This window comes from Reichenbachiella agarivorans, from assembly GCF_025502585.1.
Taxonomy (GTDB): domain Bacteria; phylum Bacteroidota; class Bacteroidia; order Cytophagales; family Cyclobacteriaceae; genus Reichenbachiella; species Reichenbachiella agarivorans.
In genome coordinates, this window is sequence record NZ_CP106679.1 from 2,080,452 (window position 1) to 2,106,633 (window position 26,182).

At 41.6% G+C, this 26,182-nt stretch carries 24 protein-coding genes, 2 pseudogenes and 1 riboswitch; of the genes and pseudogenes, 17 read left to right on the forward strand and 9 right to left on the reverse strand.

The window, feature by feature from the left end:
• Positions 1-41 precede the first annotated feature (41 nt).
• Together N6H18_RS08620 and N6H18_RS08625 are read left to right on the forward strand one after the other, a co-directional pair.
• A complete protein-coding gene (locus N6H18_RS08620) occupies positions 42-809 on the forward strand; it encodes a class I SAM-dependent methyltransferase (RefSeq protein WP_262311433.1) in 768 nt (255 codons plus the stop codon).
• Positions 810-1,079: 270 nt separating this feature from the next.
• Complete coding sequence (locus N6H18_RS08625) at positions 1,080-2,165, forward strand: glycosyl hydrolase 53 family protein (RefSeq protein WP_262311434.1); 1,086 nt, start codon at positions 1,080-1,082, stop codon at positions 2,163-2,165.
• 390 nt (positions 2,166-2,555) lie between these two features.
• Here the strand turns inward: N6H18_RS08625 and N6H18_RS08630 are convergent, their stop codons facing one another.
• Genes N6H18_RS08630 through N6H18_RS08650 form a run of 5 tightly spaced genes read right to left on the reverse strand, consistent with a single transcriptional unit; the run spans position 2,556 to position 7,867 of the window.
• Positions 2,556-3,524, reverse strand: coding sequence for a glycosyltransferase family 2 protein (locus N6H18_RS08630; RefSeq protein ID WP_262311435.1), 969 nt, complete (start codon positions 3,522-3,524; stop codon positions 2,556-2,558).
• Positions 3,524-4,066, reverse strand: coding sequence for a DUF4199 domain-containing protein (locus N6H18_RS08635; protein WP_262311436.1), 543 nt, complete (start codon positions 4,064-4,066; stop codon positions 3,524-3,526). The genes N6H18_RS08630 and N6H18_RS08635 overlap by 1 nt, the downstream gene beginning before the upstream one ends.
• Before the next feature lie 19 nt (positions 4,067-4,085).
• The gene (locus N6H18_RS08640) at positions 4,086-4,607 is read right to left on the reverse strand and encodes a DUF4199 domain-containing protein (protein WP_262311437.1); all 522 of its coding nucleotides are present in this window, start codon (positions 4,605-4,607) and stop codon (positions 4,086-4,088) included.
• Positions 4,604-5,863, reverse strand: coding sequence for a dihydroorotase (locus N6H18_RS08645; protein ID WP_262311438.1), 1,260 nt, complete (start codon positions 5,861-5,863; stop codon positions 4,604-4,606). The genes N6H18_RS08640 and N6H18_RS08645 overlap by 4 nt, the downstream gene beginning before the upstream one ends.
• Positions 5,864-7,867 carry a BatA domain-containing protein gene (locus N6H18_RS08650; RefSeq protein ID WP_262311439.1) on the reverse strand — a complete coding sequence of 668 codons (2,004 nt, stop codon included), beginning with the start codon at positions 7,865-7,867 and terminating at the stop codon, positions 5,864-5,866. It abuts the gene before it with no gap.
• Positions 7,868-8,291: 424 nt separating this feature from the next.
• Between N6H18_RS08650 and N6H18_RS08655 the strand changes: the two genes are divergently transcribed.
• The 3 genes from N6H18_RS08655 (at position 8,292) to N6H18_RS08665 (ending at position 11,748) form a co-directional block, all read left to right on the forward strand.
• Positions 8,292-9,542: an efflux RND transporter periplasmic adaptor subunit gene (locus N6H18_RS08655; RefSeq protein ID WP_262311440.1), complete on the forward strand. Its 1,251-nt coding sequence runs from the start codon at positions 8,292-8,294 to the stop codon at positions 9,540-9,542.
• A 27-nt stretch (positions 9,543-9,569) separates the two neighbouring features.
• Positions 9,570-10,283 (forward strand): ABC transporter ATP-binding protein, encoded by a 714-nt coding sequence (locus N6H18_RS08660; protein ID WP_262311441.1) that lies wholly within the window; start codon positions 9,570-9,572, stop codon positions 10,281-10,283.
• 106 nt (positions 10,284-10,389) lie between these two features.
• Positions 10,390-11,748: a TolC family protein gene (locus N6H18_RS08665; protein ID WP_262311442.1), complete on the forward strand. Its 1,359-nt coding sequence runs from the start codon at positions 10,390-10,392 to the stop codon at positions 11,746-11,748.
• A gap of 52 nt (positions 11,749-11,800) precedes the next feature.
• Here the strand turns inward: N6H18_RS08665 and N6H18_RS08670 are convergent.
• Together N6H18_RS08670 and N6H18_RS08675 are read right to left on the reverse strand one after the other, a co-directional pair.
• A pseudogene (locus N6H18_RS08670) lies at positions 11,801-12,967 on the reverse strand (homoserine dehydrogenase).
• A 150-nt stretch (positions 12,968-13,117) separates the two neighbouring features.
• A riboswitch (SAM riboswitch) is annotated at positions 13,118-13,222 on the reverse strand.
• A gap of 137 nt (positions 13,223-13,359) precedes the next feature.
• A complete protein-coding gene (locus N6H18_RS08675; RefSeq protein ID WP_262311443.1) occupies positions 13,360-14,175 on the reverse strand; it encodes a VOC family protein in 816 nt (271 codons plus the stop codon).
• Positions 14,176-14,334: 159 nt separating this feature from the next.
• On the opposite strand from N6H18_RS08675, the gene sufB reads away from it, so the two are divergent.
• The 10 genes and pseudogenes from sufB (at position 14,335) to panB (ending at position 22,355) form a co-directional block, all read left to right on the forward strand.
• Entirely contained in the window at positions 14,335-15,780 is a 1,446-nt protein-coding gene (gene sufB, locus N6H18_RS08680; protein ID WP_262311444.1) for a Fe-S cluster assembly protein SufB, read from the forward strand.
• Positions 15,781-15,834: 54 nt separating this feature from the next.
• Positions 15,835-16,199, forward strand: a pseudogene (locus N6H18_RS18750) (four helix bundle protein).
• 33 nt (positions 16,200-16,232) lie between these two features.
• The gene (gene sufC, locus N6H18_RS08690) at positions 16,233-16,994 is read left to right on the forward strand and encodes a Fe-S cluster assembly ATPase SufC (RefSeq protein ID WP_262311445.1); all 762 of its coding nucleotides are present in this window, start codon (positions 16,233-16,235) and stop codon (positions 16,992-16,994) included.
• A 6-nt stretch (positions 16,995-17,000) separates the two neighbouring features.
• Entirely contained in the window at positions 17,001-18,296 is a 1,296-nt protein-coding gene (gene sufD, locus N6H18_RS08695) for a Fe-S cluster assembly protein SufD (RefSeq protein WP_262311446.1), read from the forward strand.
• Between the two features lie 8 nt (positions 18,297-18,304).
• A complete protein-coding gene (locus tag N6H18_RS08700; protein WP_316044843.1) occupies positions 18,305-19,534 on the forward strand; it encodes a cysteine desulfurase in 1,230 nt (409 codons plus the stop codon).
• A 1-nt stretch (position 19,535) separates the two neighbouring features.
• Positions 19,536-19,967, forward strand: a complete 432-nt coding sequence (locus tag N6H18_RS08705) for a SufE family protein (protein WP_262311447.1) — start codon at positions 19,536-19,538, stop codon at positions 19,965-19,967.
• A 1-nt stretch (position 19,968) separates the two neighbouring features.
• On the forward strand, positions 19,969-20,280 hold the full coding sequence (locus tag N6H18_RS08710) for an iron-sulfur cluster assembly protein (protein ID WP_262311448.1): 312 nt from the start codon (positions 19,969-19,971) through the stop codon (positions 20,278-20,280).
• Positions 20,281-20,390: 110 nt separating this feature from the next.
• Positions 20,391-20,807, forward strand: a complete 417-nt coding sequence (locus N6H18_RS08715; RefSeq protein ID WP_262311449.1) for a BrxA/BrxB family bacilliredoxin — start codon at positions 20,391-20,393, stop codon at positions 20,805-20,807.
• 77 nt (positions 20,808-20,884) lie between these two features.
• Positions 20,885-21,439 carry a thioredoxin family protein gene (locus N6H18_RS08720; protein WP_262311450.1) on the forward strand — a complete coding sequence of 185 codons (555 nt, stop codon included), beginning with the start codon at positions 20,885-20,887 and terminating at the stop codon, positions 21,437-21,439.
• Positions 21,440-21,536: 97 nt separating this feature from the next.
• Positions 21,537-22,355 (forward strand): 3-methyl-2-oxobutanoate hydroxymethyltransferase, encoded by an 819-nt coding sequence (gene panB / locus N6H18_RS08725; protein WP_262311451.1) that lies wholly within the window; start codon positions 21,537-21,539, stop codon positions 22,353-22,355.
• A gap of 404 nt (positions 22,356-22,759) precedes the next feature.
• Here the strand turns inward: panB and N6H18_RS08730 are convergent, their stop codons facing one another.
• Positions 22,760-23,953, reverse strand: a complete 1,194-nt coding sequence (locus tag N6H18_RS08730) for a DUF4105 domain-containing protein (RefSeq protein WP_262311452.1) — start codon at positions 23,951-23,953, stop codon at positions 22,760-22,762.
• 70 nt (positions 23,954-24,023) lie between these two features.
• Here N6H18_RS08730 and N6H18_RS08735 point away from each other — a divergent pair, with 70 nt between their 5' ends.
• Both N6H18_RS08735 and N6H18_RS08740 read left to right on the forward strand, forming a co-directional pair.
• The gene (locus tag N6H18_RS08735) at positions 24,024-25,073 is read left to right on the forward strand and encodes a radical SAM/SPASM domain-containing protein (RefSeq protein ID WP_262311453.1); all 1,050 of its coding nucleotides are present in this window, start codon (positions 24,024-24,026) and stop codon (positions 25,071-25,073) included.
• Entirely contained in the window at positions 25,066-25,605 is a 540-nt protein-coding gene (locus N6H18_RS08740; protein ID WP_262311454.1) for a 2'-5' RNA ligase family protein, read from the forward strand. The genes N6H18_RS08735 and N6H18_RS08740 overlap by 8 nt, the downstream gene beginning before the upstream one ends.
• Here the strand turns inward: N6H18_RS08740 and N6H18_RS08745 are convergent.
• Complete coding sequence (locus N6H18_RS08745) at positions 25,602-26,099, reverse strand: DUF6702 family protein (RefSeq protein WP_262311455.1); 498 nt, start codon at positions 26,097-26,099, stop codon at positions 25,602-25,604. The genes N6H18_RS08740 and N6H18_RS08745 overlap by 4 nt on opposite strands.
• Positions 26,100-26,182: the final 83 nt, after the last annotated feature.

Below are 26,182 nucleotides of genomic sequence, written 5' to 3' on the forward strand. Positions count from 1 at the left end.
AAAGGGCTATTCCTATATTTGCAGCCTAAATTAGGTAATCAGTGAAGCAGCTCATCAGTTTTGTACTCAAAAAAGTACCACGAAAGTATCTCCAACTTTTCAGCCATTTTGCCCTCAAGATCGTGGCGTTTTTTTATCGTGGCAATCAAGTGGAGTGTCCGGTGTGTGAAGCTACTTTTTCCAAATTCGTGCCCTATGGCAGGGTAGCCAGAGCCAATGCACTGTGTCCAAATTGCCTAGCATTGGAGAGACACCGCCTGATGTGGCTTTACCTCAAAAATCAAACAGACTTCTTTGGCTCACAAAAGGAAATTCTACACATCGCACCCGAGATTTGCTTTATCAAACGTTTTGAAGCCATACATGGTGACCGCTACATCACGGCGGATATCGAGTCGCCGTTGGCCAAGGTCAAGATGGATATTCATCAGATGCCTTTTGAGGACAACCGCTTTGATGTAGCGTTTTGCAACCACGTGATGGAGCATGTCGCTGACGACATCCAGTCGATGAAGGAAATTTTCAGAGTATTGAAGCCAGGAGGCTGGGCCATCATTCAGATTCCTTACTTTGAGCCTATTCCAGACGTAACTTTCGAAGACAACAGCATCACCGATCCGCAGGAGCGTGAAAGGATATTTGGTCAGGATGATCATGTCCGCTTGTATGGCAAGGACTACCCAGCTCGTCTGCGCTCGGCAGGATTCGAAGTGATAGAAGATGATTATGTCAACTCACTGAGTGAAATAGATCAGACGCGGTATGCCTTGCCCAAGGACGAAATCATCTATCTGTGTAAGAAGGGCTAACAGTTGTTTTTCGACAGTGTTGATACATAGCTTTCAGGACAAGAATATATACGGAGCAACAGAGTAGGGCTACTGCGTTGAGTTTTTGAACCAGTAGTACATTTCTGAATCTGGAGATCAACGCACATCAATCCAGACACTGCCTAGAAAAATATTAGCACCCTCAATTAGTGGGTTAGATTCTAAAATCAAGCATTTTTAGATTGAGAAAAGTGCAGAGTGTACTATATTCGGTTAGAAACAGGGGGGGGATTCAAAAACTAAGAAAAGATGAGAGATAAAACTATTTTTATTCTACTGACACTGTTTTTGTTTAATTGTTCTAACAATGAACCAGAACCATCTCTTGACATGGACGAAGGTCGAAAGTTTAAGATGGGATTCAGTACTTGGGTCTTTGGACCAACTGAACAAGACAGAAATGAAACCTATTCGTTTATACAGTCAAATGGGGATATATATTCTGAACAAGTAGACGATAGAATACCGTGGAATTCTTGGATCAATGATCTGGAATTACCAATTGATTTTGTTCAGAGTATCGATGACCGTGTAAACATGATAGATAAAAACCTTTCGCTTGTTTTATCTATAAGCCCACTAAATACTAGCAGAAACGACTTAAAAGAGGATTGGGATGGTTTGCCAATTGAGTACAACTCCATTAACGAACTGAAAATTGAAGATGCATATTTTAAGCATGTTGAATATCTTGTTGGACGTTTTAATCCTAAATATCTGGTCTCAGCAATGGAACCTAATGATTTATTAATAAATTCAACTGCTAAATGGGCTGATTTTAAATTGCTAGCAAGCAATGTACGATCTCGTCTTAAAACGAGGTTTCCATCGCTCCTAATTTCCGAATCTATCACACTACACAATTACTTTCAACCACAAGTGGATAATCCATCGGACTATATACAAGAAGTATCAGATTATTCGGAAGAGTTTGATTTTATCGCTATCAGCTTCTATCCCTTTTTCAAGAATCTTCAAACAATAGAAGAATATCAGGAGGCTTTCGATTTTCTGCACAATCAATTTAATAAGCCTATAGCTTTTGTTGAAACCAGCCACTTATCAGGTGACCTAGTAATTCCCAATCTCAACACCAACATAACTGGATCTCTTACTAGACAAAAGGAATATCTGGAAACGCTTGTGTCAAATGCTCACACGAATAATTATGAATTTATAATATGGTGGGCTCATAGGGACTATGATGCATTGTGGGAAACCTTTCCAGATGAAGTTAAGGATATTGGACAAGTCTGGAGAGATACAGGACTATTGGATGAGGATGGAGTGGAACGACCAGCCTTTTCAGTTTGGACAAACGAATTTCAAAACTAAAGTAGCCAACAAACATTAAAATGAGTATGCGAGCTGAGCTATTTGTAAAGGTTAGTTTGATGAGATATTTAGTACATATTTGAAAAGTCCAGCTTACGAATGATAGTTGGGCGTTAGGCCTATTTTAGGACGACCGAACTTACAAACACAGGCTGTCCCAAAAGAAATGTGACTTTTGAAAGATGAAAGATGTTTTTCCGTTTTACACCATTGGACATTTTATTAATCAGCCGACAAACTCGACTGAATTTGAAATATTGCGGTTTGACGAAATGGAAGAACCCAATGTCGACGACTTTCACAAACACAGATTTTACGAAATCCTTTGGACTGAAAAAGGCAAAAGTCGACTAGGCGTTCATTTGTCTAGTTTTATAACCAACCATTTCCTCAATCAATCCCCAAAGTATCCTTGATCAGGTAATCGTCTTTGCGAGGGGAAACTTGAATCATCATTTCTCCGACAAAACCTGTGAGGAACAATTGTACGCCGATGACGATCGCCACGAGCGCCAAGAAAAACAAAGGCTGTGCGACGATGTCTCTGGCAGGCAACTGGTAATGGATTTCGTAGAGTTTGCGCGCGATCACCCAGATCGTGATGATTGTTCCAAATAAGAAGGACAAAGTCCCGAGTGTACCAAAGAAGTGCATGGGGCGCTTCCTGAATTTGGACACGAATGAGATGGACAACAGATCCAAGAATCCAAATATGAAACGCTCCAGTCCGAATTTGGTTGTGCCGTATTTTCGGGCTTGGTGCTGGACGACTCTCTCGCTGATTTTGCTAAAGCCTTGTCCCTTGGCAATGAAAGGAATGTAGCGGTGCATCTCTCCATAGACCTCTACGGATTTGATGACCTCTTTTTTGTAGGCTTTGAGTCCACAGTTGAAGTCATGGAGTTTGATACCTGAAAAGATACTGGCAACCTTGTTGAATAACTTGGACGGGATGGTCTTCATGATCGGATCGTAGCGCTTTTTCTTCCAGCCAGATACGAGATCATAGTTTTCCTTTTGCACCATCTGGTACAATCCTGGGATTTCGTCAGGGCTGTCCTGTAGGTCCGCATCCATGGTGATCACGACTTCACCTATCGCTTGTTTAAAACCTATATTTAGAGCTGCGGACTTGCCATAGTTGCGGTTAAACCGTATCCCTTTGATTTTGTTGTTTTGATTTTTTAGTTCCTGAATTACCTCCCAAGACCTGTCTGTACTGCCATCATCGATGAGCAACACTTCGTAGCTGAAGCTGTTGGTATCCATGACTTTTGCGATCCATGAGAGTAGCTCCGGGAGTGATTCTTCTTCGTTGAGAAGAGGGATAATGACAGATATTTGGGTGATTTGAGACATTAATCTTCTTCGAACAAAGGTTTTGACTTCTTGATAAACAATGCTCCGATCAATCCGACGATCATGGCTTGTGTCAATATTTGCCAGCTATTGGCGATGAGCGAAAAGGGTTTGAAGCTATTTCTGACCTGTCTTTCGATCTCGCTGATGCTCTCATCTATTTTGCTCATGTCTTTCTCAAAGATCATGAGCATTTGCTCTGTAGATTCGATGCTTTGCGCAATGAATACGTCTTGCAGTGCTGGATTCAATACATTGAATACGAAAATATAAAAAATCTCATTGCAGTAGATGGTGATAAACATGGTGATTGAGCAGTACCAAAATGCCTCTGCAAAGCTAAGAAAACCTTCGTGGTTTGTTTTTCGCTCTTTGCGACCTAGATGGATCAATAGAGAAAACGACACGATCATCAGCGTGATACTGCGCCACGAAAAATAGGCATCATCACTGATGAGGTAGGCGATTATGGAAATGGCTATTCCTACCGATCCAATGATTGCTCCGTGGAGGAGTGCTTTTTTGTTGAGTTCACTGTTCACTTTGTATGCTTTTGTTGATTCAGCTCTTAGGCGCTTTTCTTTTCAATACTACAGCCACTACAGTTGTTATCAAAAATCCAATGATGATTTTTTTGAGAAAACTATCGAGTATGATGTCAGATTGGGTAGTGTTTCTGACTTTTTCGTAGGATTCGATGTAGGACTCAGCGCCCATTTGTTCTACGATTTTGGTTCGGGTTTCTTCCAGTATTTCTACTCTGCTCGTGACATAGTCACTGACCATGGCAGGTTCTATCCATTGTGTAAAGATGTAAATGAATGCGGAAGTGACTAACCCCAAGACTAAGAAAATGATAAAGCCACCGCTCATGCCTTGCCAGTATTCGAGGAGCTTGCCGTTGAATCGGTCTCTGAATTCTTTGATCCCAAAAAACACAAAAATAGGTATGATGAAAAGGTCAAACATCTGCAGTTCCTGCAAGGGGTTCTCTCCTGAGAAGTAAAACACCAGAAACATGATCACGATCATCGCTGATCCGATCAATCCATATCTGAGGGATGTCCTAAATAAATCTCTCATGCGAGGTATTGTTTAGTGCCGTTGATTGTCGCGCTGACCTGACCTATTAATTCCTTGCCGTAGTAGGGGCTGTTGACTGACTTGGAGCGGTTGCTGCTGCTGTCGTATTTCCACTTTTTCTTAGGATTGATCAGTGTGAGGTTGGCTTTTTGTTTTTCATTGATGCTGGCCGTTTCTATTTTTAGAATCGCACGGGGATTGACGGTCACTTTGTCGATCCATTCATTGTATTCCAATTCTTCTTTGAGCGAAAGGAGAGAAGGAATCATAGTTTGTAGCGAAAGAATACCGTTTTCTGCTCTGTCAAATTCTAGTTTTTTGCTTTCCTCATCCTGTGGAGTATGTGCACTGACAATCACATCGATGATACCTTCTTTGAGACCTTTGATCAGTGCCTTTCTGTCTTTTTCTTCTCTGAGTGGAGGATTGATTTTGAAATTGGAATCATATCCTATGACTGATTCATCTGTGTGCATGAGGTGATGGATGCTAACGTCGCAAGTGATATTCAATCCTTTCTTCTTTCCCTTTTTGATCAATTTGACACTTTCGGCAGAGGAAATATTGGAGAAGTGCAAGCGTCCACCGCTGTATTCCAAGATGTCAAGGTCTCTTTTGATCATCAGGTGTTCTGCCAGCGCTGGCATGCCTTTCAGTCCCAACCCTGTGCTGACGATCCCTTCATTCATGGTGCCAAAACGAGTGAGTAGTTTATCTTCGGGCAGATTGATGATCAATCCGTCGATCTTCTGCACATAAATCAGAGACTTGAGCAAAATATCCGTGTGCCATAGTGGCTCATTCCCATCTGTAAATGCCACCGCTCCAGCCTCGTGCAAATCGAGCATTTCTGTGAGATCTTCACCTTTGGTATCTATGGTGACGGCTGCCATGGGGTACAAATCCGTCAGGCAATCTCTGCTCTTGGATTTGATGTACTCAATGTGACTCTTGGCTTGTACGACTGGCGCGGTATTGGGTAGTGTAGCGATGCCTGTAAAGCCCGATTCTGTGGCCAGTTGACACCCGCTGCGGATGTCTTCTTTGTGCTCGTTGCCCGGATCATTGAAATTGGCTTTCATATCAAACAGACCGGGGAGCAACAGCTGACCTTTGGCTTCTATGACGGTGTCTGCCGAATGTTCTTGTTTGTCAATAGAGACAATGACTCCATCTTGGATCAATACATTGACTATCTTGTTGTGGTGCGGTGATTGCGGGTCGAGGATTTTAGCTTCCCTTATAAATAGACTCATTTACAAAAATCTTAGTAGCAAAGATTCGGCTATTAGAAATGCCAAGGACAAAAGTAAAGCATATTTCCATAACTCCATGCTGTGGTATTTTTCTTTCAAGATTTTAGTGAAATTCTTGCTGTCTACATGGTCAAAGGTTTCTAAGGATTGGATGCCAGAAAGCAATTGTGAGAGCTCATCGTGTTTGATTATGGTCAGGTCGGATTCTGCTTTGGAGTGGTTGAATCCGATGTAGTCCAAGTCTTCTTGATCAGAATACAACTGGTAATTGCCCGGTGTGAGTAGGTATTTTGGAAAGTCCATGACCAATTGGTTTTGCATCATGCGCTGGGAGGGAATGAGTTCTTCTCCCAATACGGTGTGCTTGATTTTGTAGAGGGTGTTGTTATGGATCGAGTCTAGTGAGACGACCATGTTGTCATTGTCTGCAGTATAGTAGAGTCGGTTGCTGCTGCTGGCGCTGAGTTCTCCGATCCGTTGCATGACAGGGACGAAGAAGGCGTGCCTCTGAAAATCGGTCAGTTCGTCCGTCAAAGCAGTGCCATAGATGTACAAATTACCTTGTTGTGAAACTTTGGACAGAAAGGAGTTACCAGTTTTTGTCTTGAGTAAGGTTTGGTGAAAGCTCTTGAGTTGGAACAAAGGTGAAGCTGAAGGGAGTTTTGTTTTGTTGTCAATGGACTCAAACATACCTTCAAAGAAAGGGTTGTTCAGCTCTGGCTTTTCCATTTCGATTTTCTCAACATATGGAATCATATCATAGCGCAGGTTGAGACTGCTTTGTAGATCAGCCAGTGCATTTTCTGCATGAGGGAATAGCACTACTGTTTTCCCTGCTTCTAGTAAAGTCTTGATTTGCGCCTGAAGACTGGAGTTAATTTCCTTGACACTGTAGAGGACAAGTACATCCGAGTTCTCTAGTTTTTGATACGAGACATCCCCAGTATGGAAGGTGTTGAACTCAAATAGATCATTGTCTTCAAATACCTTTTCTATGTAAGTGCTGGCGACTTGATCTTTGATTTCTATGACTTGAATCTTGGGCGCCAGATTAAAAGCCAGGTAGAATTCATTGTCAAAAGTGACCGGAAAGTCTTGAAATTCGATACGAGCTTGATTGTACTTGTTGAGGTTCTTGCCCAGCTCGAAACTGATTGTTTTGGAAGATCTGGAATCAATGGAGACAGCCATACTAGCCGATTGTTGGTTGTTGACATGGAGTTTGACGATGAGGTCTTCGATGGCCTTGTCTCCATTGTTTTTGATTTTGGTGCTAAGTATGTTTTGCTTGTGAGCCAAAATGAAGGGTTGGTTGATGTAGGCAGTGTCTACATAGATGTTGTTTTCTTGGGCTACAGTCAGGGGTATGAGATAGTATTGGTTCAGTGTGTCGGTCACCTGATCTATCTGGCCAAATGTGGATCGTTGCATGTCGCTCAATACAAATATCTCACTGTGATCATTGGGATCGCTGAGTGTTTTGATTTTGTTGAAGATCTCTGTGCCAGATCGACTGACACTAGATGGTTTCATTTCGGACAGCAAGTCTCGTGTTTGTTCTGCGCTTTTGAAATGGTTGGCGCTGGGAGAAAAATTGTTGTCTAGAATCTTGAAACTGGTGGAACTTGGATAGAGGTCTATTACTTGTTGCGCGATAGACTGTGCTACGGTCAGCGCAGATGTGTTTTCGTCGGTGAGATTACCCATGCTCCCAGAGTTGTCTAGGTAGAGAATAACAGAGTTTTCATTGAGCCCCTCTTCTTGTCCAGGGATAAATGGTTGGGCAAATGCCAGTACCAAAAAGAAAATGAATGCCAGTCGACAAAGTAGAATCAGAAGATGCTTGAGCTGGAGTTTGGAGGACGACTTCTTTTTGACGGTGTTTAGGAACCTTACATTCGAAAACTTCACCAGTTTCGCTTTGCGAAAATTGAAAAGATGAACAATGATAGGGATACTTAGGGCAAGTAGTCCCCAGAGAAATGTAGCGTTAGCAAAGTTCATTGAAGCAAATCTAAACGAAAATCAAAGCTGGCAAAGTTTACAGGAACTAATAATTTTAAAGAGACCTTTGAACGGACAAGTTAATGATTTGATAACTTCTCTTGTAGAGTATTTTTATTTGGGTTCTAAAATCCGTATATTCGAACTGTTGTTGTGGATTAAGATTTGATTAGTCCTTTTTATTTTGAGTTTTTGACCTTGGGGTTCAAGTTAAGTCTTGGACCCTTTTTTTGTGACTGATGATATTTCTCGATTTTTGATCCTGTCTCTGGAATTGACCGATATCGAACACAGGTGTCTCATACCTGAACAATTTTCCTTTCTTTTTATAATTTATGTAATTTGTAATTGACAGTATTTCAGTTAGTTACGTGAATGGCACTTTTCTTGGCATAGGGTCAGTGAATATGTAATTTTTTACCGAATGGATCGAGTAATACAAAAGAAGAAGTGGACAGTAAAAAGGGTAGCAGCAATCTCCGCTGCTGTCCTAATCGCAAGTTTCATCTTATACAATTTCGTCTTTGCGGATCAAGGGGTGAAATTGAAAGTGAATGAAGATAAGATCAAAATAGCCCAAGTCGTCAACGGACAATTCCGTGAATTTATTCCTGTGGATGGCAATGTATTACCGATCAAAACGATCCGTTTGGATGCTATCGAGGGAGGTACAGTAGAGAAGAAATATCTGGATGGTGGGATATTGGTCACCGAAGGCGATACCATATTGAAATTGTCCAACAACAATCTCGTCCAAAATTTCATCCGAGAGGAAACACAAGCTTTCATTTTGGTCAATAATCTGGAAAACACAAAGCTGGATTTGCAAAGGACGCAGTTCGAGCTAAAGAAAAAGCTCATTGATTTGGACTATGACATAGCAGATGCGAAAGATAACTATGAGAGAGGAGTGAAACTCAGAGAAGAGAACGTGATCTCAGAGCAGGAATTTCTAAAACTCAAGAGAGATTACAATAGACTAGTTGATTCACGCAAAATTGAGATTCAGTCTCAGGACTTTGATACCAAAAATGCCAAAATTCAAATTCGCCAGACCGAACAGACCCTGTCAAGAACTAGAAACAACTTGAAAATGATCAAAGGTAATCTGGAAAACCTGTATATCAAGGCACCGATATCTGGTCGGTTGTCATCCATCAATGCAGAGGTAGGTGAATCTATCCAGATGGGTCAAAACATAGGCCAGATCGATGATATGAACGGATTCAAGGTTCGCGCTACCATAGATGAACACTACATCGCCAGAATATATGAAGGTTTAGTGGGTTCATTTGATTTTGATGGAGCGAATCATGACCTACAGATAGCTAAGATTTATCCAGAGGTAAACAATGGTCTGTTTTCAGTGGATTTGAGTTTTACCGCAGAGTTGCCCAAAGGCATTCGCAGAGGACAAACACTTCAAATCAAATTGCAACTCAGTGAAAACATCGAAGCACTACAAATCCCACGCGGCAGTTTCTATCAAACCACCGGAGGCAACTGGGTTTTTGTCGTGACAGAGGACGGAGGAGAGGCCGTAAGGCGAAAAATAAAATTGGGTAGGCAAAACCCACGATTCTACGAAGTATTGGAGGGCTTAGAAGCAGGTGATCAGGTCGTAGTATCATCATACGAAGGCTATGAAGACAAAGACCGCTTAGTATTTAAATAAGATATAATGCAATCAAATCATAAAACAATGGAAAATACAGGGACACTTATCCAAACCAATGATCTAAAGAAAATCTATTACACAGATGAAATCGAAACGACTGCTTTGGCAGGGGTGAATTTGGAGGTAAAGAACGGAGAGTTTGTAGCAATCATGGGACCATCAGGCTGCGGCAAGTCTACTTTGCTCAACATCTTGGGCTTGTTGGACAATCCATCACATGGGGAGTTTTACTTTTCAGATCAAGAGATTTCACAATTCAGTGAAAGAAAAAGAGCGGATTTGAGAAAGGAGAATATTGGTTTTGTATTCCAGAGCTTTAACCTAATCGATGAGTTGACTGTGTTTGAAAACATAGAATTGCCCTTGATTTACTTGAAGTATTCAGCATCAGAACGAAAGAAAAGAGTAGAAGAAGTCATGGAGCAGATGAAAATCATGCATAGAAGGAATCACTTCCCTCAGCAGCTCTCTGGTGGACAGCAGCAGAGAGTGGCGATATCCAGAGCTGTGGTAGCCAAGCCTAACATGATCCTTGCCGATGAGCCTACAGGTAACCTAGACTCAGCCAATGGACAGGAAGTCATGTCTCTGTTAAGTGAGTTGAATGCAAAAGGCACAACGGTGATCATGGTGACTCACTCGCCTGTTGATGCAGAATATGCACATCGAGTCATTCACCTATTCGATGGGCAGATCGTCTCCGAAAACATCAATACCAGAGACAGTACTCTCGTCTAGCGGAGCTCCGAAAAATACGAATTAGTAAATAGTTGTAAATAAGTAGAATCCTCATGGTGCTCATGTCAGGTGAGCACCCTCTGTGCCTTTCGATAAATAACCGAAGATGAAAAGTGTACTGGTAATAATAATGGTTTTGATGGGGTATTGGTTGTGTGCACAGGACGTAGACACGACTCCCAGCAAGCAGGTTTTGACGCTGGATCAGTGTATGAAGATCGCTATGCAAAACAACATAGAGCTGAAACGTGTCAAAAACAATGCACTCATTGCTAACGCAAATTATTTTCAACGCATGATGGAGTTCCTGCCATCTATTGATTTGTACGCCAATTACGATCTCTATAACGGCACCTTTTTTGACAACACAGCTGCGCGTCAGGTGACTTCTGTAACCAATTCCTCCAATCCAAGCATTCGTGCCAATTGGACGGTTTTCAACGGTTTTAGCAATCACTATCAGCTAAAAGCCGCCAACAACAACAAGGAAGCGACTTCTTTTGCCATAGAAGAACAAGTGCAAACAGTAGAATCCAATGTACTAGCTGCCTACCTCAGTGTGGTACTAGACAAGGAAAACATCAAAATATCAGAGGATAAAATCAATTTGCTCCAATCTCAACTCGAAAGAGAGAAAAAAAGGAATGAAATCGGAGTAGGAAATTTGGAACAAGTTTATAATTTTCAATCCCAACTAGCCAATGAAAATCTCACATTGGTCAACCGTAAAAACTTATTATTGACAGACATGCTACGTTTGTTGCAAACCTTGCAACTGGAGGTGTCAGACAATTATGACGTTGCTCCTTACGAATTCGGAGACGATTTGGCTTTGATGGAAAAAGAGAAGTTCGCAGAAGTTTTAGAAAGTTCTTTGTCTTATTCGCCAGGGATCAAAAGAGCCACGCATTCTGCCGAATCTGCCAGTATGCTGTTTAAAAGTTCCAGAGCACAATATCTACCCACAGTGGCTTTGTCAGGTCAGGTAGGATCGTCTTACTCATCCAATGGCGCACGAAATCCTGAAAATGGTATGGTAGATTCTCATGCGAGTTTTTCTGATCAGATGAATTGGAATAGGTATGATTATTTGAATCTTTCGGTCACTGTCCCAGTTTTTTATCGAGGCAGACTAAGGAACGATACACAAGTAGCTAAGTTGAATTTAGAAAATGCCAACCTAGATCTTCAGCAAACGGAGCTTGATGTGACCAATACGATTCAGCAAGTTTATGTCAATTTGACCTCTGCTCAGGCAACTTACAAGGCAGCAGAAGACAACCTAGTCGCACTCAACCAGTCATTTGAATATGTAGAGACCAGGTATGAACATGGCAATACTGATTTCTATACTTACCTAGAAAGTCTCAACAATAAAAATCGCGCAGAGATCGAATTGGTCAATGCCAAGTACATGATCGTTTTCCGTCAAAAAATCCTAGACGTTTATAGAGGACAGTTATAAGACTACTAACAAGTTCTATTTTAAAACTTTCAACTTTCAACTTTCAACTTTTTCACCCAATAGCAATCACATTGATCTCAGGGATTTCCAGCCATTCGGCAGCTTTCATTTTTTGTCTTGAAATATAACCAATCCAATAGTTGCCATTTCTGCCAGCGTACTTTTCTACCACTTCATCAAAATCCGCTTCTTTGGGTTGTTGATCCGCAAACCTGACATAGATTTTCATCTGAAAATCCTCATGTAGCTGGAGCTGTTCCTTGGTTTTTCTTGATTTCTTGAATTCATAGCGGTAGCCATATCCCAGTGCAGAAATGTCAGATAGTACTGCCGATCCAGTGGGTTTGTCTCCAGCACCCTTTCCGTACAAGAATTGACTTTCTGAGAAGGCACTTTCCAAAATCACCGCATTGTATTCGTTTTTGGTCTGAGCGAGTATCGTTGACTTGTCAACAAATGTCGGCAAAACAGTCGCATCGATGTACTGTCCTACTTTTTTACCTTTGGCGATGAGTTTGATTTCATAATTATGCTTTTGTGCAAAATCAATATCAAAGGAGTTGATTTTGGTGATCCCAAGGGTGAAAAGCTCCGCAGGATTGGTAATCAATCCAAAAGCGTGATATAGCAATATGCAAAGCTTATATCGTGCATCGATTCCCTCCACATCCAGTGTAGGATCAGACTCCGCAAATCCCAAGTCCTAAGCTTCTTTCAATACCTGATCATAGGGAGCGCTCTCATTGATCATTTTGGTGAGAATGAAATTGGTCGATCCATTAAAAATCCCTTCAATAGAAGTCAACAAGTCATTGTCATAGTACTCTTCCAAGTTGCGAATGATCGGAATACTCGCGCAACAGGATCCTTCATACAAGAAAGAGACCCCCTTCTTTTTTTGCAAATCCAAAAGGAATTCTAGGTTCTCAGCGATCATCTTTTTGTTGGCGGACACGACGTGTTTGCCACGATTCATGGCTTCTGTGACGATTTCCAGTGCTGCGGCTGCATCATCGATAAGCTCGACAATCACATCAATCTCTTCGTTGTGGAGGAGCTCGTTTTTCTGATTGGTAAACAGACTTTTGTCCAAGCTTCTGGGTTTGGAGATGTCCTTGATACAAAATTTTACTATTTCTGCCTCGATAGAGTTGGATTGTTGCAATACGTGATACAAACCCTGTCCTACCACGCCAAATCCGAATATTCCTAATTTCATGTTATTTTACTTAAAAGCCTTTTATGATCACAAAATACTATTTGCTGAAGACCATCAAGATTGGGGTCGCGTCTGAAAAGGGTATAAAAAAATCCCTCCCAGACAAGCTAGAAGGGATGATGTATCTTTAGATCGAAGTGTCATTCCTCTTGCTTATCTCTTCCGATTGCTCGAAATTGGAATTAGCACCTTTCCGTCGAGCGGGGGTTGCTAAGGTTTCGCAGGGCCAAATCCCTCCACCTTTCTTGATAAGTCATCCATTAAAAATAGAACTGTCGCAAAGGTACAGCAGAGATTTTGTAGGAAGCAAGTTTTTGAAATAGTTTTCTAGTTTTCTGATTTGCAGGTTTTACTCATTTATTAATTTTTTTGTAAAATTTCAATACTCAATACTATTTCATAAACACAACCTTATTCCCATTGTTATCAAGTTCGAAGGCCTTGGTTTTGGCGAGTCCGATTTTGAATGAGAGTTCCTCGATTTGTGCCAGATCGCGATTCAGTGGCATGAATTCGGTGGTTTCGACAGATTGATGAGGCAGGTGAACCAGCTCTAGGATGATGCCGTCTTTTCGGAGCAGGTTTTGGAAGTGAATGTTGCTGTCATCTACAATCTCGATCTCTTCAAAACCCATGTGTGTGGTGTACCACTTCAGAGTATTGATATAATCCGAAGATTGAATGGTAAAGTACATCGGGTCTACCTGATACAGCCTGGATTGATTGGGTATATCAAAAAACTGTAGGAGGTTGCCATCAGGGTCTAAGGTGACATAGGACTTTAATCCCAAATTAATATCATCATGAATATCCTTGACGATGATTTGTTCATACTTCTGCAGATACATGTATAGGCTGTCAAACTGATTCGTCGCAAATCCCAGTTTGGTGATGCCATTGATGTATTTTTTTCCTTCCTTGAAATTGATCTGAGATTTTAGCAAGGTGCTGTTTCCTTGCTTGAGGATGAGTCGAAAATCGTCATTTTTCATTTTGACATATTTGTCAGGACGGTACTCTTCCACACTGAATTGGAGGAATTTTCTATACCAACTTGCTGAGGTTTTGAGATCTTTGACGATGATCGTAGCAGAACTAAACCGCAGTTCGTTGATGTTTTTTTGAGAAAAGACTGCCTCGGAGTGAAACATCATGGACAGACACACGATTAACAAAAGTAGGGTGCGGAGTTGCTGAGTTTGAGTCATTTTTATCGATGAGCTTTGAGTATCAAATGTAGCGATTATTGACGTTTATCGATTCGGTTTATGGCTGAGTAGAAAAAAATTATAGCTTAGAACCAACATCCTGTTAGAAACGTAGTAATTTTGCACTTATTTAAAGTGAGTCTAAATAATTCTTAGCGAATGAGCAACGACGATCAAATACTAGAGGAGTTCACCTCAAAAGAATACGAACATGGATGGTCTGTGGATCTGGAAGCCGATGAAGCACCAGCAGGATTGAGTGAAGACATTGTTCGTTTCATTTCGGCAAAAAAGAACGAACCAGAGTGGATGCTAGAGTGGCGTTTGAGTGCGTATGAGCGATGGACAAAGATGGAAGAACCAGATTGGTCTAATGTGAAGTACCCAAAAATCGACTACCAAGCCATCAAATATTACTCTGCGCCAAAACAGAAAAAGACAGTTGATAGTCTGGATGAGATAGATCCTGAGTTGATCGCAACTTTTGAGAAATTGGGGATTTCCCTCAACGAACAAAAGCGATTGACAGGTGTGGCGGTAGATGCTGTCATCGATTCTGTATCGGTAGCGACTACTTTCAAGGAAACATTGGGAGAGCGTGGGATTATTTTCTGTTCGTTTAGCGAGGCAGTAAGAAACCATCCTGAGTTGGTCAAGAAGCATCTAGGCTCGGTAGTACCTGTCTCTGATAACTACTTCTCAGCGTTGAACTCTGCCGTTTTTTCTGATGGGTCATTCTGTTACATTCCTAAAGGCGTGAGATGTCCTATGGAGTTGTCAACCTATTTCCGAATCAATGCAGCCAATACTGGACAGTTTGAAAGAACCTTGATCGTCGCAGACGAAGGGTCCTATGTGAGTTACCTAGAGGGATGTACTGCGCCACAGCGTGATGAGAATCAGTTGCATGCTGCCGTGGTAGAAATTATCGCTCAGAAGGACGCTGAGGTGAAATATTCAACCGTACAGAATTGGTATCCAGGTGATAAAAATGGAAAAGGCGGTATTTACAATTTCGTAACCAAGCGTGGGATTTGTGCGGGCGACCGTTCTAAGATTTCTTGGACTCAGGTAGAAACAGGTTCGGCTGTGACATGGAAGTACCCATCTTGTATCTTGAAAGGAGATTATTCTGTAGGAGAGTTTTACTCAGTGGCAGTGACCAACAATCATCAGCAAGCAGATACTGGCACCAAAATGATTCATATTGGCAAGCACACCAAGTCTAGAATCGTGTCCAAAGGTATCTCAGCGGGACATTCTCAAAATTCATACAGAGGACAAGTTCAGGTGATGAAGCGCGCAGAGAAGGCAAGAAACTTCTCTCAGTGTGACTCACTGTTGATTGGGAATCAGTGCGGAGCGCACACTTTTCCATACATAGATATCGAAAATTCAACAGCACAGGTCGAGCACGAAGCGACAACTTCTAAGATCGGTGAAGACCAGATATTCTACTGTACCCAGCGAGGAATCGATGAGGAAAATGCAGTGGCATTGATTGTCAACGGATATGCCAAAGAAGTACTCAACAAGCTGCCGATGGAATTTGCCGTGGAGGCACAAAAACTGTTGGCATTGACGCTTGAGGGATCTGTGGGATAAAATTGATTGGAAATTTGAGATTAGAAATTGGCTACTTTTTCAAAATTTGAAGATTTGGAAGTATGGCAAAAGGCTAGGAAGTTTAATCAAGACCTTGCTGTAGTAATTTCAGACATTCAATTAAATAAGGATTTCAGTCTTTCTGATCAGATCAATCGTTCAGCAGGTTCTTGTATGGACAACATTGCTGAGGGTTTTGAACGAGAAGGAAATAGAGAATTTTCTCAGATGCTATCCATAGCAAAGCTTCTATAGGAGAGACAAGATCTCAATTGTACAGAGCTTTTGATCGAAAATATATTACCGAAGAAGTTTTTGAGAAACTGAAATCGGATTGTGAAGAGTTGAGTAAAAATATATCTGGGTTTATGAAATATCTCAGAAATTCAGAATTTAAAGGGAACAAGTTTAAATACTAATCTCAATTTCGAATTTAAAATATCAAATATCGAATGTTAAGCATAAAGAATTTACAAGCTAGAGTAGAGGAGAAGGAAATCCTAAAGGGGATCAACTTAGAAGTGAAGCCAGGTGAGGTACACGCCATCATGGGACCCAATGGTTCTGGCAAGAGTACTTTGGCCAATGTTTTGGCAGGTAGAGAAGATTACGAAGTGACTGGTGGATCGGTAGAGTACATGGGACAAGACCTTTTGGAACTTGCTACAGAAGAAAGAGCGAGAGAAGGCATCTTCTTGGCGTTTCAGTATCCTGTAGAAATCCCTGGCGTGACGACTACCAACTTCATGAAGACTGCATTGAATCAAATCAGAGAACACAAAGGATTAGAGCCTTTGGATGCAGTGGCGTTCTTGAAGAGAATGAAGGAGAAAATGAAGCTAGTAGAAATCGATCAGTCTCTATTGAGTAGATCGCTCAACGAAGGTTTCTCTGGTGGAGAGAAGAAAAGAAACGAAATCTTCCAAATGGCGATGTTGGAGCCTAAGTTGGCGCTCTTGGATGAGACCGATTCAGGGTTGGATATCGACGCGTTGAGAATAGTTGCCAATGGTGTCAATGCCCTCAAAACAAAGGACAATGCCACCATCGTCGTGACTCACTACCAGAGATTGTTGGATTACATCGTGCCTGATTTTGTACATGTATTGTACAAAGGACGTATCGTAAAGTCTGGCACCAAAGAATTGGCGATGGAGCTGGAAGAAAGAGGTTACGATTGGATAATCAAAGATTTAGAAGAAGCAGAAGCATAAAATCAGATGAGTACAGAAAAAATATTTGGTCAGGAACTAGTTGATCAGGCAGAGCAGTACCTATCTAATTTGAATGGAAATGCGATTGCTCATTTGAAAGACAATAGAACCAAAGGATTGGCCTATTTGAAATCAAATGGATTCCCAGGCCCAAAGGCCGAAGAATACAAATTCACGAGACTGACAAAGGCTATTTCGGGCAAGTTTGATTTTGCATCCGTGACCAAAAACACCAAATTGCCTCTTGACAAAATGGAAGACATCAAGAAAAAGCACGCAGGTGCTAACATCTTGTTTTTCATCAATGGTGTTTACAATCAGGAGCATTCTGAGATCGTATCCAAAGCAGAAGAATTGAGAATCGACTCTCTAGCTGATAGAGCAGATGCTCACGAATTGATAGCTGAGAATGAAGACGCATTTCAAGCACAAAACAACGTCTATGTCAACAGCGGTGTAGTTGTGGAGGTGCCAGAAAACAAGAAGATTGCTCAGCCTGTCATGTGCTACTATATATCAGTAGACAATGGCGGAAATTTCGGCTTTGTCAAGAATATTTATTTGGCCAATGAAGGCAGTCAAGCTGATTTCGTTCATTTCCATCTATCTGATGGTTCTGTGACTTCATTTATCAACGAGACCAAGAATTATTTGATTAAGGCCAATGCCCATATCAAAGTTTATAAAATACAAGAAGAATCGAACCAATCAGTGTACGTAGGCAATACACACGTCTATCAGGAGAGATATAGTGTGTTTTCTTCTTTCGTATTCACTTTTGATGGAGAAATGGTGAGAAACAACCTCACGATCAAAGTGGACGGAGAGGGTTGCGAGAGCAATATGTATGGTTTGTACCTCGCGAAGGGCAAGACACACATCGACAACCATACGACTGTAGATCATATCCAGCCCAACTGCAACAGCAATGAACTGTACAAAGGCATCATTGACGATCAGGCAAGAGGTGTGTTCAACGGAAAGATTTATGTGCGACAAGCAGCACAAAAAACGAATGCTTTTCAGTCAAATGGTAACATTTTGTTGTCCGATACTGCAACTATTAATACCAAACCTCAGTTGGAAATCTGGGCAGACGATGTGAAATGTTCACACGGATGTACCACTGGACAGCTGGATGAAGAGGCAATCTTCTACCTCAGAGCAAGAGGAATCGACAAGGCCAAAGCCAAGTCAATGATACTCTTGGCAAATGCCGCAGAAGTAATTGAGCATATCAACCTGGGATGGTTGAAAATGGAAATTACAGACAAAGTAATGGATAGGTTGCACGTAGATTAAATTGAGTTATGGTCGAGACAGCATTGAATATTGAAGAAATAAGAAAGGAATTTCCCATTCTGCATCAGCAGGTCAATGGAAAACCATTGGTGTATTTTGACAATGCGGCTACTTCTCAGAAGCCTCAATCTGTGATCGATGCCTTGACTCATTACTACAATACAGACAATGCCAACATCCACAGAGGGATTCATACTCTAGCAGAAAGATCTACCACAGCATTTGAAAATACACGCAAGGCAGTAGCCAAATTCTTGAATAGCAGAGAGGTAGAAGAAATAATTTTTACCAAAGGTACGACCGAAGGTATCAATTTGGTAGCGGCAACTTTTGGACGGAAGTTCATCAAAGATGGGGATGAAATCATCATTTCAGCTCTCGAACATCACTCCAATATCGTGCCGTGGCAGATCTTGTGTGAGGAAAATGGCTGCACGCTCAAAGTCATTCCAGTCAATGACAAAGGGGAGCTTTTGATGGATGAGTATGACAAGTTATTGTCCGACAAGACCAAATTGGTGTCTGTCAACTACATCTCCAATGCACTAGGTACCATCAATCCAGTCAAAGAAATCATTGACAAAGCACACAAAGTAGGGGCGAAAGTGTTGATAGATGCGGCGCAAGCTGCACCGCATGCGACGCTCGATGTGCAAGCCTTGGATTGTGATTTCCTCGCATTCTCCGCGCACAAAGTGTACGGACCCACGGGGGTCGGAGCTTTGTATGGCAAGAGAGACTTGTTGGAGGCTATGCCTCCCTACCAAGGAGGAGGAGAGATGATCAAAGACGTGAGCTTTTCAGGCACGACTTACAATGATATCCCTTACAAATTCGAAGCAGGGACTCCCAATATTGGTGAAGTGATCGCGCTAAAGGCAGCATTGGATTTTGTCAACGAATTGGGATTGGAAAATATTGCAGCGTACGAACACGAGTTGCTGGAGTATGCCAATGAATTGTTAGCAGATGTTGATGGATTTATTCCTGTTGGTACAGCTGACAACAAGGCTAGTGTGATCTCATTCTTGATTGAAGGCGTTCATCCTTTTGATTTGGGTCAGATTCTGGATGCGAAAGGCATTGCTGTGAGAACGGGACATCATTGCGCACAGCCTTTGATGGAAAGATTTCAGATCGAGGGAACTGTAAGGGCGTCTTTTTCTGTTTACAATACCAAAGAAGAAATAAAGTATTTTGTGGAGGCGCTCAAAGCGGCCATTAAAATGTTTAAATAATATGGCAACTATCAACGCGATACAAGAATCAATCATAGAGGATTTTGGGATGCTGGATGGGGATATGGAAATGACCATTGGTTATATCATGGAGCTGGGAGCCAAGCTACCAGACTTCCCCGAAGAGTATCGCAATGATGACAATATCGTGAAAGGTTGTCAATCCAAGGTTTGGCTTTTTGCCAAGCTAGAGGATGGCAAAGTCGAGTACGTGGCTGATAGCAATACTGCCATTACCAAGGGCTTGGTGAGCTTGTTGACTACCATATTATCTGGACAGACACCAGATGATATTTTGAATGCTGATCTGTTTTTCAAAGAGAGAATTGGCATGAACAGATTCATAGGGACACAAAGATCCAATGGTTTTGGCGCCATGATAAAGCAGATGCAGCTATATGCATTGGCATTAAAATCCAAAATAGAGGCTTGACATGGAACAAAGAGATATAAAAGAAGAAGTAGTTGCGGCGATCAAACAAGTGTATGATCCCGAAATCCCTGTTGATGTGTACGAGTTGGGGTTGATTTATGAAGTCAGCATCCATCCAGTCAATAGCGTGTATGTACTGATGACCTTGACTTCTCCAGCATGTCCATCTGCTGAGGCGATTCCTGATGAAATCAAGCAGAAAATTCAAGAAATTGAAGGGATTGGAGAAGTAAATGTGGAAGTGACATTTGACCCACCTTATGAGACAGATATGATGTCTGAGGCCGCCAAGTTGGAACTCGGATTTATGTAAAAAATATAGTTTACTAGTTACCTAGTTTACATGTTTTCTGGTTGATTACCTATTGAGCAGTAACCAGATCACGAGCTAACTAGTAAACAAGAAAACAAAATAATTAAAATATGTACCCAGAAGAACTAGTAGCCCCCATGAGAGCTGATTTGTCCTCAGCAGGCTTTGAAGAATTAAAAACAGCTGAAGCTGTGACCAAACATTTGACCGATCACGAAGGAACTACGCTTTTGGTAGTGAACTCGGTATGTGGATGTGCGGCAGGAGCAGCCAGACCAGGTGTGAAAATGGCCGTGGCTAAAGGTGCCAAAAAACCCGATCACTTGACTACAGTATTTGCAGGTGTTGATGCCGAGGCAGTACAAAAAGCAAGAGAGTTTACTTTGCCATATCCTCCATCTTCACCTTCTATTGCCCTGTTCAAAGACGGTGAGTTGGTTCACTTTGTAGAAAGACACCATATCGAAGGACGAAGCGCAGAGATGATTGCTGACCACTTGGTAAGTGTGTTTGACGAGTATTGTTAATAGAGATATTTAGAATCTAGAAAATAGACATTAGAGAAGTTTAGTATCTAATGTCTATTTTTATTTAACTTGAAAAGATGGCAAGAACTGAATCCAATATGATGCCGCTCGGCACTGTCGCTCCAAAGTTCAATCTACCCGATACTGTTTCAGGAAAGAATATTACACTGGAAGACCTCAAATCAGAAAAGGGAACACTGGTGATGTTTATTTGTAACCATTGCCCTTATGTGATTCATGTACAGGAGGAACTGGTGAAGATAGCCAAGGAGTACCATGAAAAGGGTGTTGCATTTGTTGCCATTAGTTCCAACGATGTGAACAACTATCCAGAGGATGCTCCAGAATTGATGACTGAGCATGCTCAAAAGTATGATTTTGATTTCCCTTACCTATACGACGAATCACAAGCAGTAGCCAAAGCCTATCAAGCTGCTTGTACGCCTGATTTTTACCTTTTCAATAGTCAAGACAAATGTGTCTATCGCGGCAGGATGGATTCTTCTACACCTGGCAATGGACAAGTAGTAACAGGTGAAGATTTAAGGTCAGCACTCAATAGCCTCATTGCTGGCTTGCCTATCGATAGAGAGCAGCATCCAAGCATGGGATGCAACATCAAGTGGAAGTGATCACCAAATGAAAGTCTAAAGTTGGGTTTTTTGCTTTTACTTGTTCGGTATCAAATAAACTTTCAACTTTACACTTTCGTAACTTTGAACAAACGCAATGTCTGTACACAAATCTGATATCAAGCGCGTCACTACGCACCAACTGCAGGAAATGAAAAATCGTGGGGAAAAAATCTCCATGTTGACTGCCTATGATTACTCGATGGCACGCATACTGGATCAGGCAGGGATTGATGTGTTGTTGGTAGGGGACTCTGCATCCAATGTCATGGCTGGCAATGAAACAACCCTGCCGATTACTTTGGATCAGATGATCTATCATGCCCAAGGTGTGGTCAGAGCGATTAGTAGATCGTTTGTGGTGGTGGATTTGCCATTTGGTAGCTATCAGGGCAACTCTCGTTTGGCTTTGGAGTCTGCAATCAGAATCATGAAAGAATCTGGTGCACACAGTGTCAAGCTCGAAGGAGGCGCAGAAATCAAAGAAAGTGTACTGCGAGTATTGAGCGCAGGAGTGCCTGTCATGGGGCATTTGGGACTGACACCTCAGTCAATTTATAAATTTGGGACTTATACGGTCAGAGCCAAAGAAGAAGAAGAAGCCAATAAGCTGATAGAGGATGCCAAGATTCTTGAAGAATGCGGTTGTTTTGCAATAGTAGTAGAAAAAATACCTAGTGCCTTGGCCAAACGAGTGGCAGAAAGTGTGTCAATTCCTATCATCGGGATCGGGGCAGGTTCAGATGTAGATGGTCAGGTACTTGTGGTTCACGACATGTTGGGAATTACTCAGGAATTTCAACCAAGATTCCTCAGGCAATATGCCAACCTTAGCAAGATCATGCTCGAAGCTACAGAAAACTACATCAGAGATGTAAAGGCCCAGGATTTCCCAAATAAGAAGGAGAGTTATTGAGTTTATTATGATTAAGAAATTTCATCCTATGCCCTGAACACACTTAGAGGCCTGAGTTTGATTCTTAAAGAAGGCTCTTAGACTAAAATAGAGCAAAATGAAAAGGCATTTGATGAAAGGAGCAGAAAACCCTTCAAGGGTTCTCTTTCCAGATCATAGAGAAAACGAATTATATGCCAAAACTCTTCAAATAAACCCTTGAAGGGATACTCAAAATCGAACTCAGGTTAGATGTGTTTTGAGAGAGACCAAGAAAAAAATAGCAGTCATGTCGATTTCAAGTATCCTGATTGCTTTAGAGTAGTTGCATTGAGAACTAAGTTTTCATACCTGATAGTCAAACCCACCCAAAGACATTAAGATAGGTCTAGTTTAGAATTTGAAGAATGACTAAAGAGTAGTTCCTAATAAACTACCCCCCTTTTCAACCAATACCCCAAGTAAAAGCTTCTTACAATCAGTGCTAATACCAAGGGAATGAATGCTTCATTCAATTGCTGAGGCAAAGCTCCGTCGGTGATGATCAATAGGATCAATACGATTCCATATGCATTGAAGTAGTATCTCAACCAGGCAGGTCTTTCCTTCTTGAAAAGCAAAGCCAAAGCGATGAGGTTGAGTGGTGTGGACCAGATCAGGTTCAAATTGTTTTGTGACAGATGGTCTGTCCCAAACCAGAGAAACAATAATGAAAAACCGAGCAGACCTGTTGTACCATACAAAATCACATCAATGAACCGGAAATTTAGGCTGTATTTCAGTCCTCGATGGGTGAAAATGCCTACTACAAAGAAAAGTACCACGAACACATGAAAAGGAGTGATGGGACTTGCTGCACTGGGTTTGTCTGCAGCGATGTTGAGCGTTCTCTTTTGTTTGACCAATGGTTTTATGGTAGAGTCATTTGTTATATGGGCACCGTCCAGGGCTATTTTGAGGTATTCTGGCATGTACATGTAGGCAGGGCCATCTGCCAATCGGTCAATTTCTGATCCCAAACAGTAGTCAATACCAACATCTCCCCATGGTTGTTGACCCAGATATTTGTCCATCAGGTCTCTGTAGCTCATGGAGTCACTGGCATAGTGGTAATTGTACTGCACTTTGCCGGCTAGTACTGTATTGATCACATCACGGATTTTTGTAGCACAATTGTCATAGCAGTAGTTGTAATAGTACTCGGCATTTTCTGGTTTGGCATTTTCCATCAGGACATCGAAAACTTCCTGTTTTTCGGATTGAGTGAGGTCAAGAGTCTGCTCGACAATTGTACGGTTGATCCGCATGTAGTACTTGATTTGACGTGAATAGTTGTTGAGCCCTAGTTTGTAGAGGAGTTTTCCTTTGGCAAAATTGAGGTAGAAGTTGGGCTGATCGAAATCAAATACGCCATAGTTGTAGAAAATATCTATGCTGTTTTGGTCGTCATGAATCCGCAAAGCACTATGTCCAAACGCTGAATACAACTGCTCTTGTCCAGGCCCCATCGTGAGCACACTGACCTCAGCTTCTTCTGAGAGCATGATGCCTTGAGCCCTGACAGATTCAAATGCAAAACAAAGGACAACGAATACCCAAGCGATTTTAACAAGTCTCATATTTTTGGGGAGAATTTTGAGGGTAAATTAACCTGATGCTTTTTTTGAATCAAATTTTAGATGGACTAAAATGCAGGCATTCTTCAAAACTGTGAGACAACTTCAAGATCATATCAATTTACTCTCCAAGCTGGATGCTAAAAAGCTACGAAATGCCTATCAAGTTTGGAAGAGTTATCGCCAGAGTCGTAAGACTGGTGTGCTGGTTCAGCCTGGGTTGCCTTTGAGTGTTGCATTCGAGCCTACCACTTCATGCAACCTGAGGTGTCCCGAATGCCCGAGTGGCTTGAGGTCATTTACCCGACCTACAGGGATGTTGGATCAGCGCTTGTTTGAGGAGTCTATTGATCAGATGAAGTCGCATTTGATTTATCTCACTTTTTATTTTCAGGGAGAGCCATACCTCCATACTAGATTCTTGGATATGGTGCGCTATGCCAGCGATAGGAAAATCTACACTGCGACCAGTACCAATGCTCACTACCTAGATGACAAGAAGGCCGAAGCGACTGTGCGCGCTGGTCTGGATAGATTGGTGATCTCGATAGATGGCACGACTCAGGAGAGTTATGAGAATTATCGTGTAGGAGGTACGTTGACCAAGGTATTAGAAGGTACTCGAAACATGGTCAAATGGAAGAGAGAGCTGAAAAGCAAGACGCCACATTTGATCTTTCAGTTCCTCGTCGTGAAACCCAACGAACATCAGATTGACGATGCAAAAAGGCTCGCCAAAGAAATAGGAGTCAATGAGATCCAGTTCAAAACCGCCCAAATTTACGACTATGAAAACGGTTCGGATCTTATTCCTGAGAATTCTAAATATGCTCGGTATCGCAAAAACTTGCTAGGAAAGTTTGAACTAAAAAACCCTCTCCACAACGAATGCTGGAAGATGTGGCAGGGATGTGTTGTGACTTGGGATGGCAGAGTGGTGCCCTGTTGTTTTGACAAAGATGCCAAGCATCAATTGGGAGATTTGACACAGGACAGCATGAAAAAAATATGGACGGGACATAAATATGTGAATTTTAGAAAAAGCATTTTGCAGTCTCGATCTAATATTGATATTTGTCAAAACTGTAGTGAGGGATTAAAAATTTCGTTAACGGATGGCTAAAAAGAACCTGTATTTTCTGGCGATTGTCCCAGACCAGCCACTGAAAGACCAAGTGCATGAGCTCAAGCTGGAGACTGCACAGCGCTATGGTTCAAAGGCCGCCTTGAAGTCTCCTCCACACATTACCTTGCACATGCCTTTTCAGTGGAGAGATGACAGAGAGGAACAACTCATCGAGGTTTTACAATCTTTTCGTTTCGATAATTACCCGATTGATATCCGGTTGAAAGGTTTTGGATTTTTTCCGCCTAGGGTAATATTCATCTCTGTGGAGGAAAATGAAGCATTGAAGGAGTTGCAAAAACACCTCTGCGACCATATCCGTCGAGAACTCAATGTTTTCAACGCAACCTACAAAGACATGGGTTTTCATCCTCACATGACGATTGCTTTTAGGGATTTGAAAAAGTCCGTTTTCCCTGAGGCGCAGCGGGATTTTGCTCAGCGAGAATTTGCAGACACGATGAAAATTGATGGTTTCACGTTGCTAAAAAACACGGAGAAGCATTGGGAAGAGTGGATGAAATTTTAGTCGTAGTTGAGTTGTTGTTTGACTTGCTTAGCACTTAGTTTTAGACTTTTGTTTCCTTCGTCGGTTTTGACATGTACCAAGTTGACTTGGTCAGGAAATAGGTCAAAGAGAACCGTGTTTTCTACTGTGATAGATTTAAGTTTTTTGATTTTTGGAACTTCGATGAAACAAATGAGTACGTCACCATCCACTTTGGAACCGAGGTAGTTGAGTGACATGGCTTTGTCATTGACTGTGATTTTGAATCGCTTCATTACATAGCTTTGGATCAAAGGATTCAATTCCGTAAAATCTTTGGTGGTCATGATGTTGTAAGACTTGCTCTCATCTTGCTGCATGAGTGCTTGCTCCAAGTCATCGATGAAGATGCGCTGGCTGATTTCTATCGATTGAGATTGGCTGTCATGCTCCAAATTGATCACCGAGACATGAAAATCATGGAGCATGATACCGCTCATATAATTTATTAGCAACACAAATGAATAGATAGTCATGGATATAAATTTTAAAATTATGTTTACAACATACGATCAGGCAAATGTAAATAAAGTTCAGAAAGGCGTCTGGCAATTTATAC

Coding starts and splice junctions, on each gene's coding strand:
- N6H18_RS08625 (WP_262311434.1), top strand. CDS start 1,080: ATGAGAGATAAAACTATTTTTATTCTACTGACACTGTTTTTGTTTAAT.
- N6H18_RS08630 (WP_262311435.1), bottom strand. CDS start 3,524: ATGTCTCAAATCACCCAAATATCTGTCATTATCCCTCTTCTCAACGAA.
- N6H18_RS08640 (WP_262311437.1), bottom strand. CDS start 4,607: ATGAGAGATTTATTTAGGACATCCCTCAGATATGGATTGATCGGATCA.
- N6H18_RS08645 (WP_262311438.1), bottom strand. CDS start 5,863: ATGAGTCTATTTATAAGGGAAGCTAAAATCCTCGACCCGCAATCACCG.
- N6H18_RS08650 (WP_262311439.1), bottom strand. CDS start 7,867: ATGAACTTTGCTAACGCTACATTTCTCTGGGGACTACTTGCCCTAAGT.
- N6H18_RS08655 (WP_262311440.1), top strand. CDS start 8,292: ATGGATCGAGTAATACAAAAGAAGAAGTGGACAGTAAAAAGGGTAGCA.
- N6H18_RS08660 (WP_262311441.1), top strand. CDS start 9,570: ATGGAAAATACAGGGACACTTATCCAAACCAATGATCTAAAGAAAATC.
- N6H18_RS08665 (WP_262311442.1), top strand. CDS start 10,390: ATGAAAAGTGTACTGGTAATAATAATGGTTTTGATGGGGTATTGGTTG.
- N6H18_RS08675 (WP_262311443.1), bottom strand. CDS start 14,175: ATGACTCAAACTCAGCAACTCCGCACCCTACTTTTGTTAATCGTGTGT.
- sufB (WP_262311444.1), top strand. CDS start 14,335: ATGAGCAACGACGATCAAATACTAGAGGAGTTCACCTCAAAAGAATAC.
- sufC (WP_262311445.1), top strand. CDS start 16,233: ATGTTAAGCATAAAGAATTTACAAGCTAGAGTAGAGGAGAAGGAAATC.
- sufD (WP_262311446.1), top strand. CDS start 17,001: ATGAGTACAGAAAAAATATTTGGTCAGGAACTAGTTGATCAGGCAGAG.
- N6H18_RS08700 (WP_316044843.1), top strand. CDS start 18,305: ATGGTCGAGACAGCATTGAATATTGAAGAAATAAGAAAGGAATTTCCC.
- N6H18_RS08705 (WP_262311447.1), top strand. CDS start 19,536: ATGGCAACTATCAACGCGATACAAGAATCAATCATAGAGGATTTTGGG.
- N6H18_RS08710 (WP_262311448.1), top strand. CDS start 19,969: ATGGAACAAAGAGATATAAAAGAAGAAGTAGTTGCGGCGATCAAACAA.
- N6H18_RS08715 (WP_262311449.1), top strand. CDS start 20,391: ATGTACCCAGAAGAACTAGTAGCCCCCATGAGAGCTGATTTGTCCTCA.
- N6H18_RS08720 (WP_262311450.1), top strand. CDS start 20,885: ATGGCAAGAACTGAATCCAATATGATGCCGCTCGGCACTGTCGCTCCA.
- panB (WP_262311451.1), top strand. CDS start 21,537: ATGTCTGTACACAAATCTGATATCAAGCGCGTCACTACGCACCAACTG.
- N6H18_RS08730 (WP_262311452.1), bottom strand. CDS start 23,953: ATGAGACTTGTTAAAATCGCTTGGGTATTCGTTGTCCTTTGTTTTGCA.
- N6H18_RS08735 (WP_262311453.1), top strand. CDS start 24,024: ATGCAGGCATTCTTCAAAACTGTGAGACAACTTCAAGATCATATCAAT.
- N6H18_RS08740 (WP_262311454.1), top strand. CDS start 25,066: ATGGCTAAAAAGAACCTGTATTTTCTGGCGATTGTCCCAGACCAGCCA.
- N6H18_RS08745 (WP_262311455.1), bottom strand. CDS start 26,099: ATGACTATCTATTCATTTGTGTTGCTAATAAATTATATGAGCGGTATC.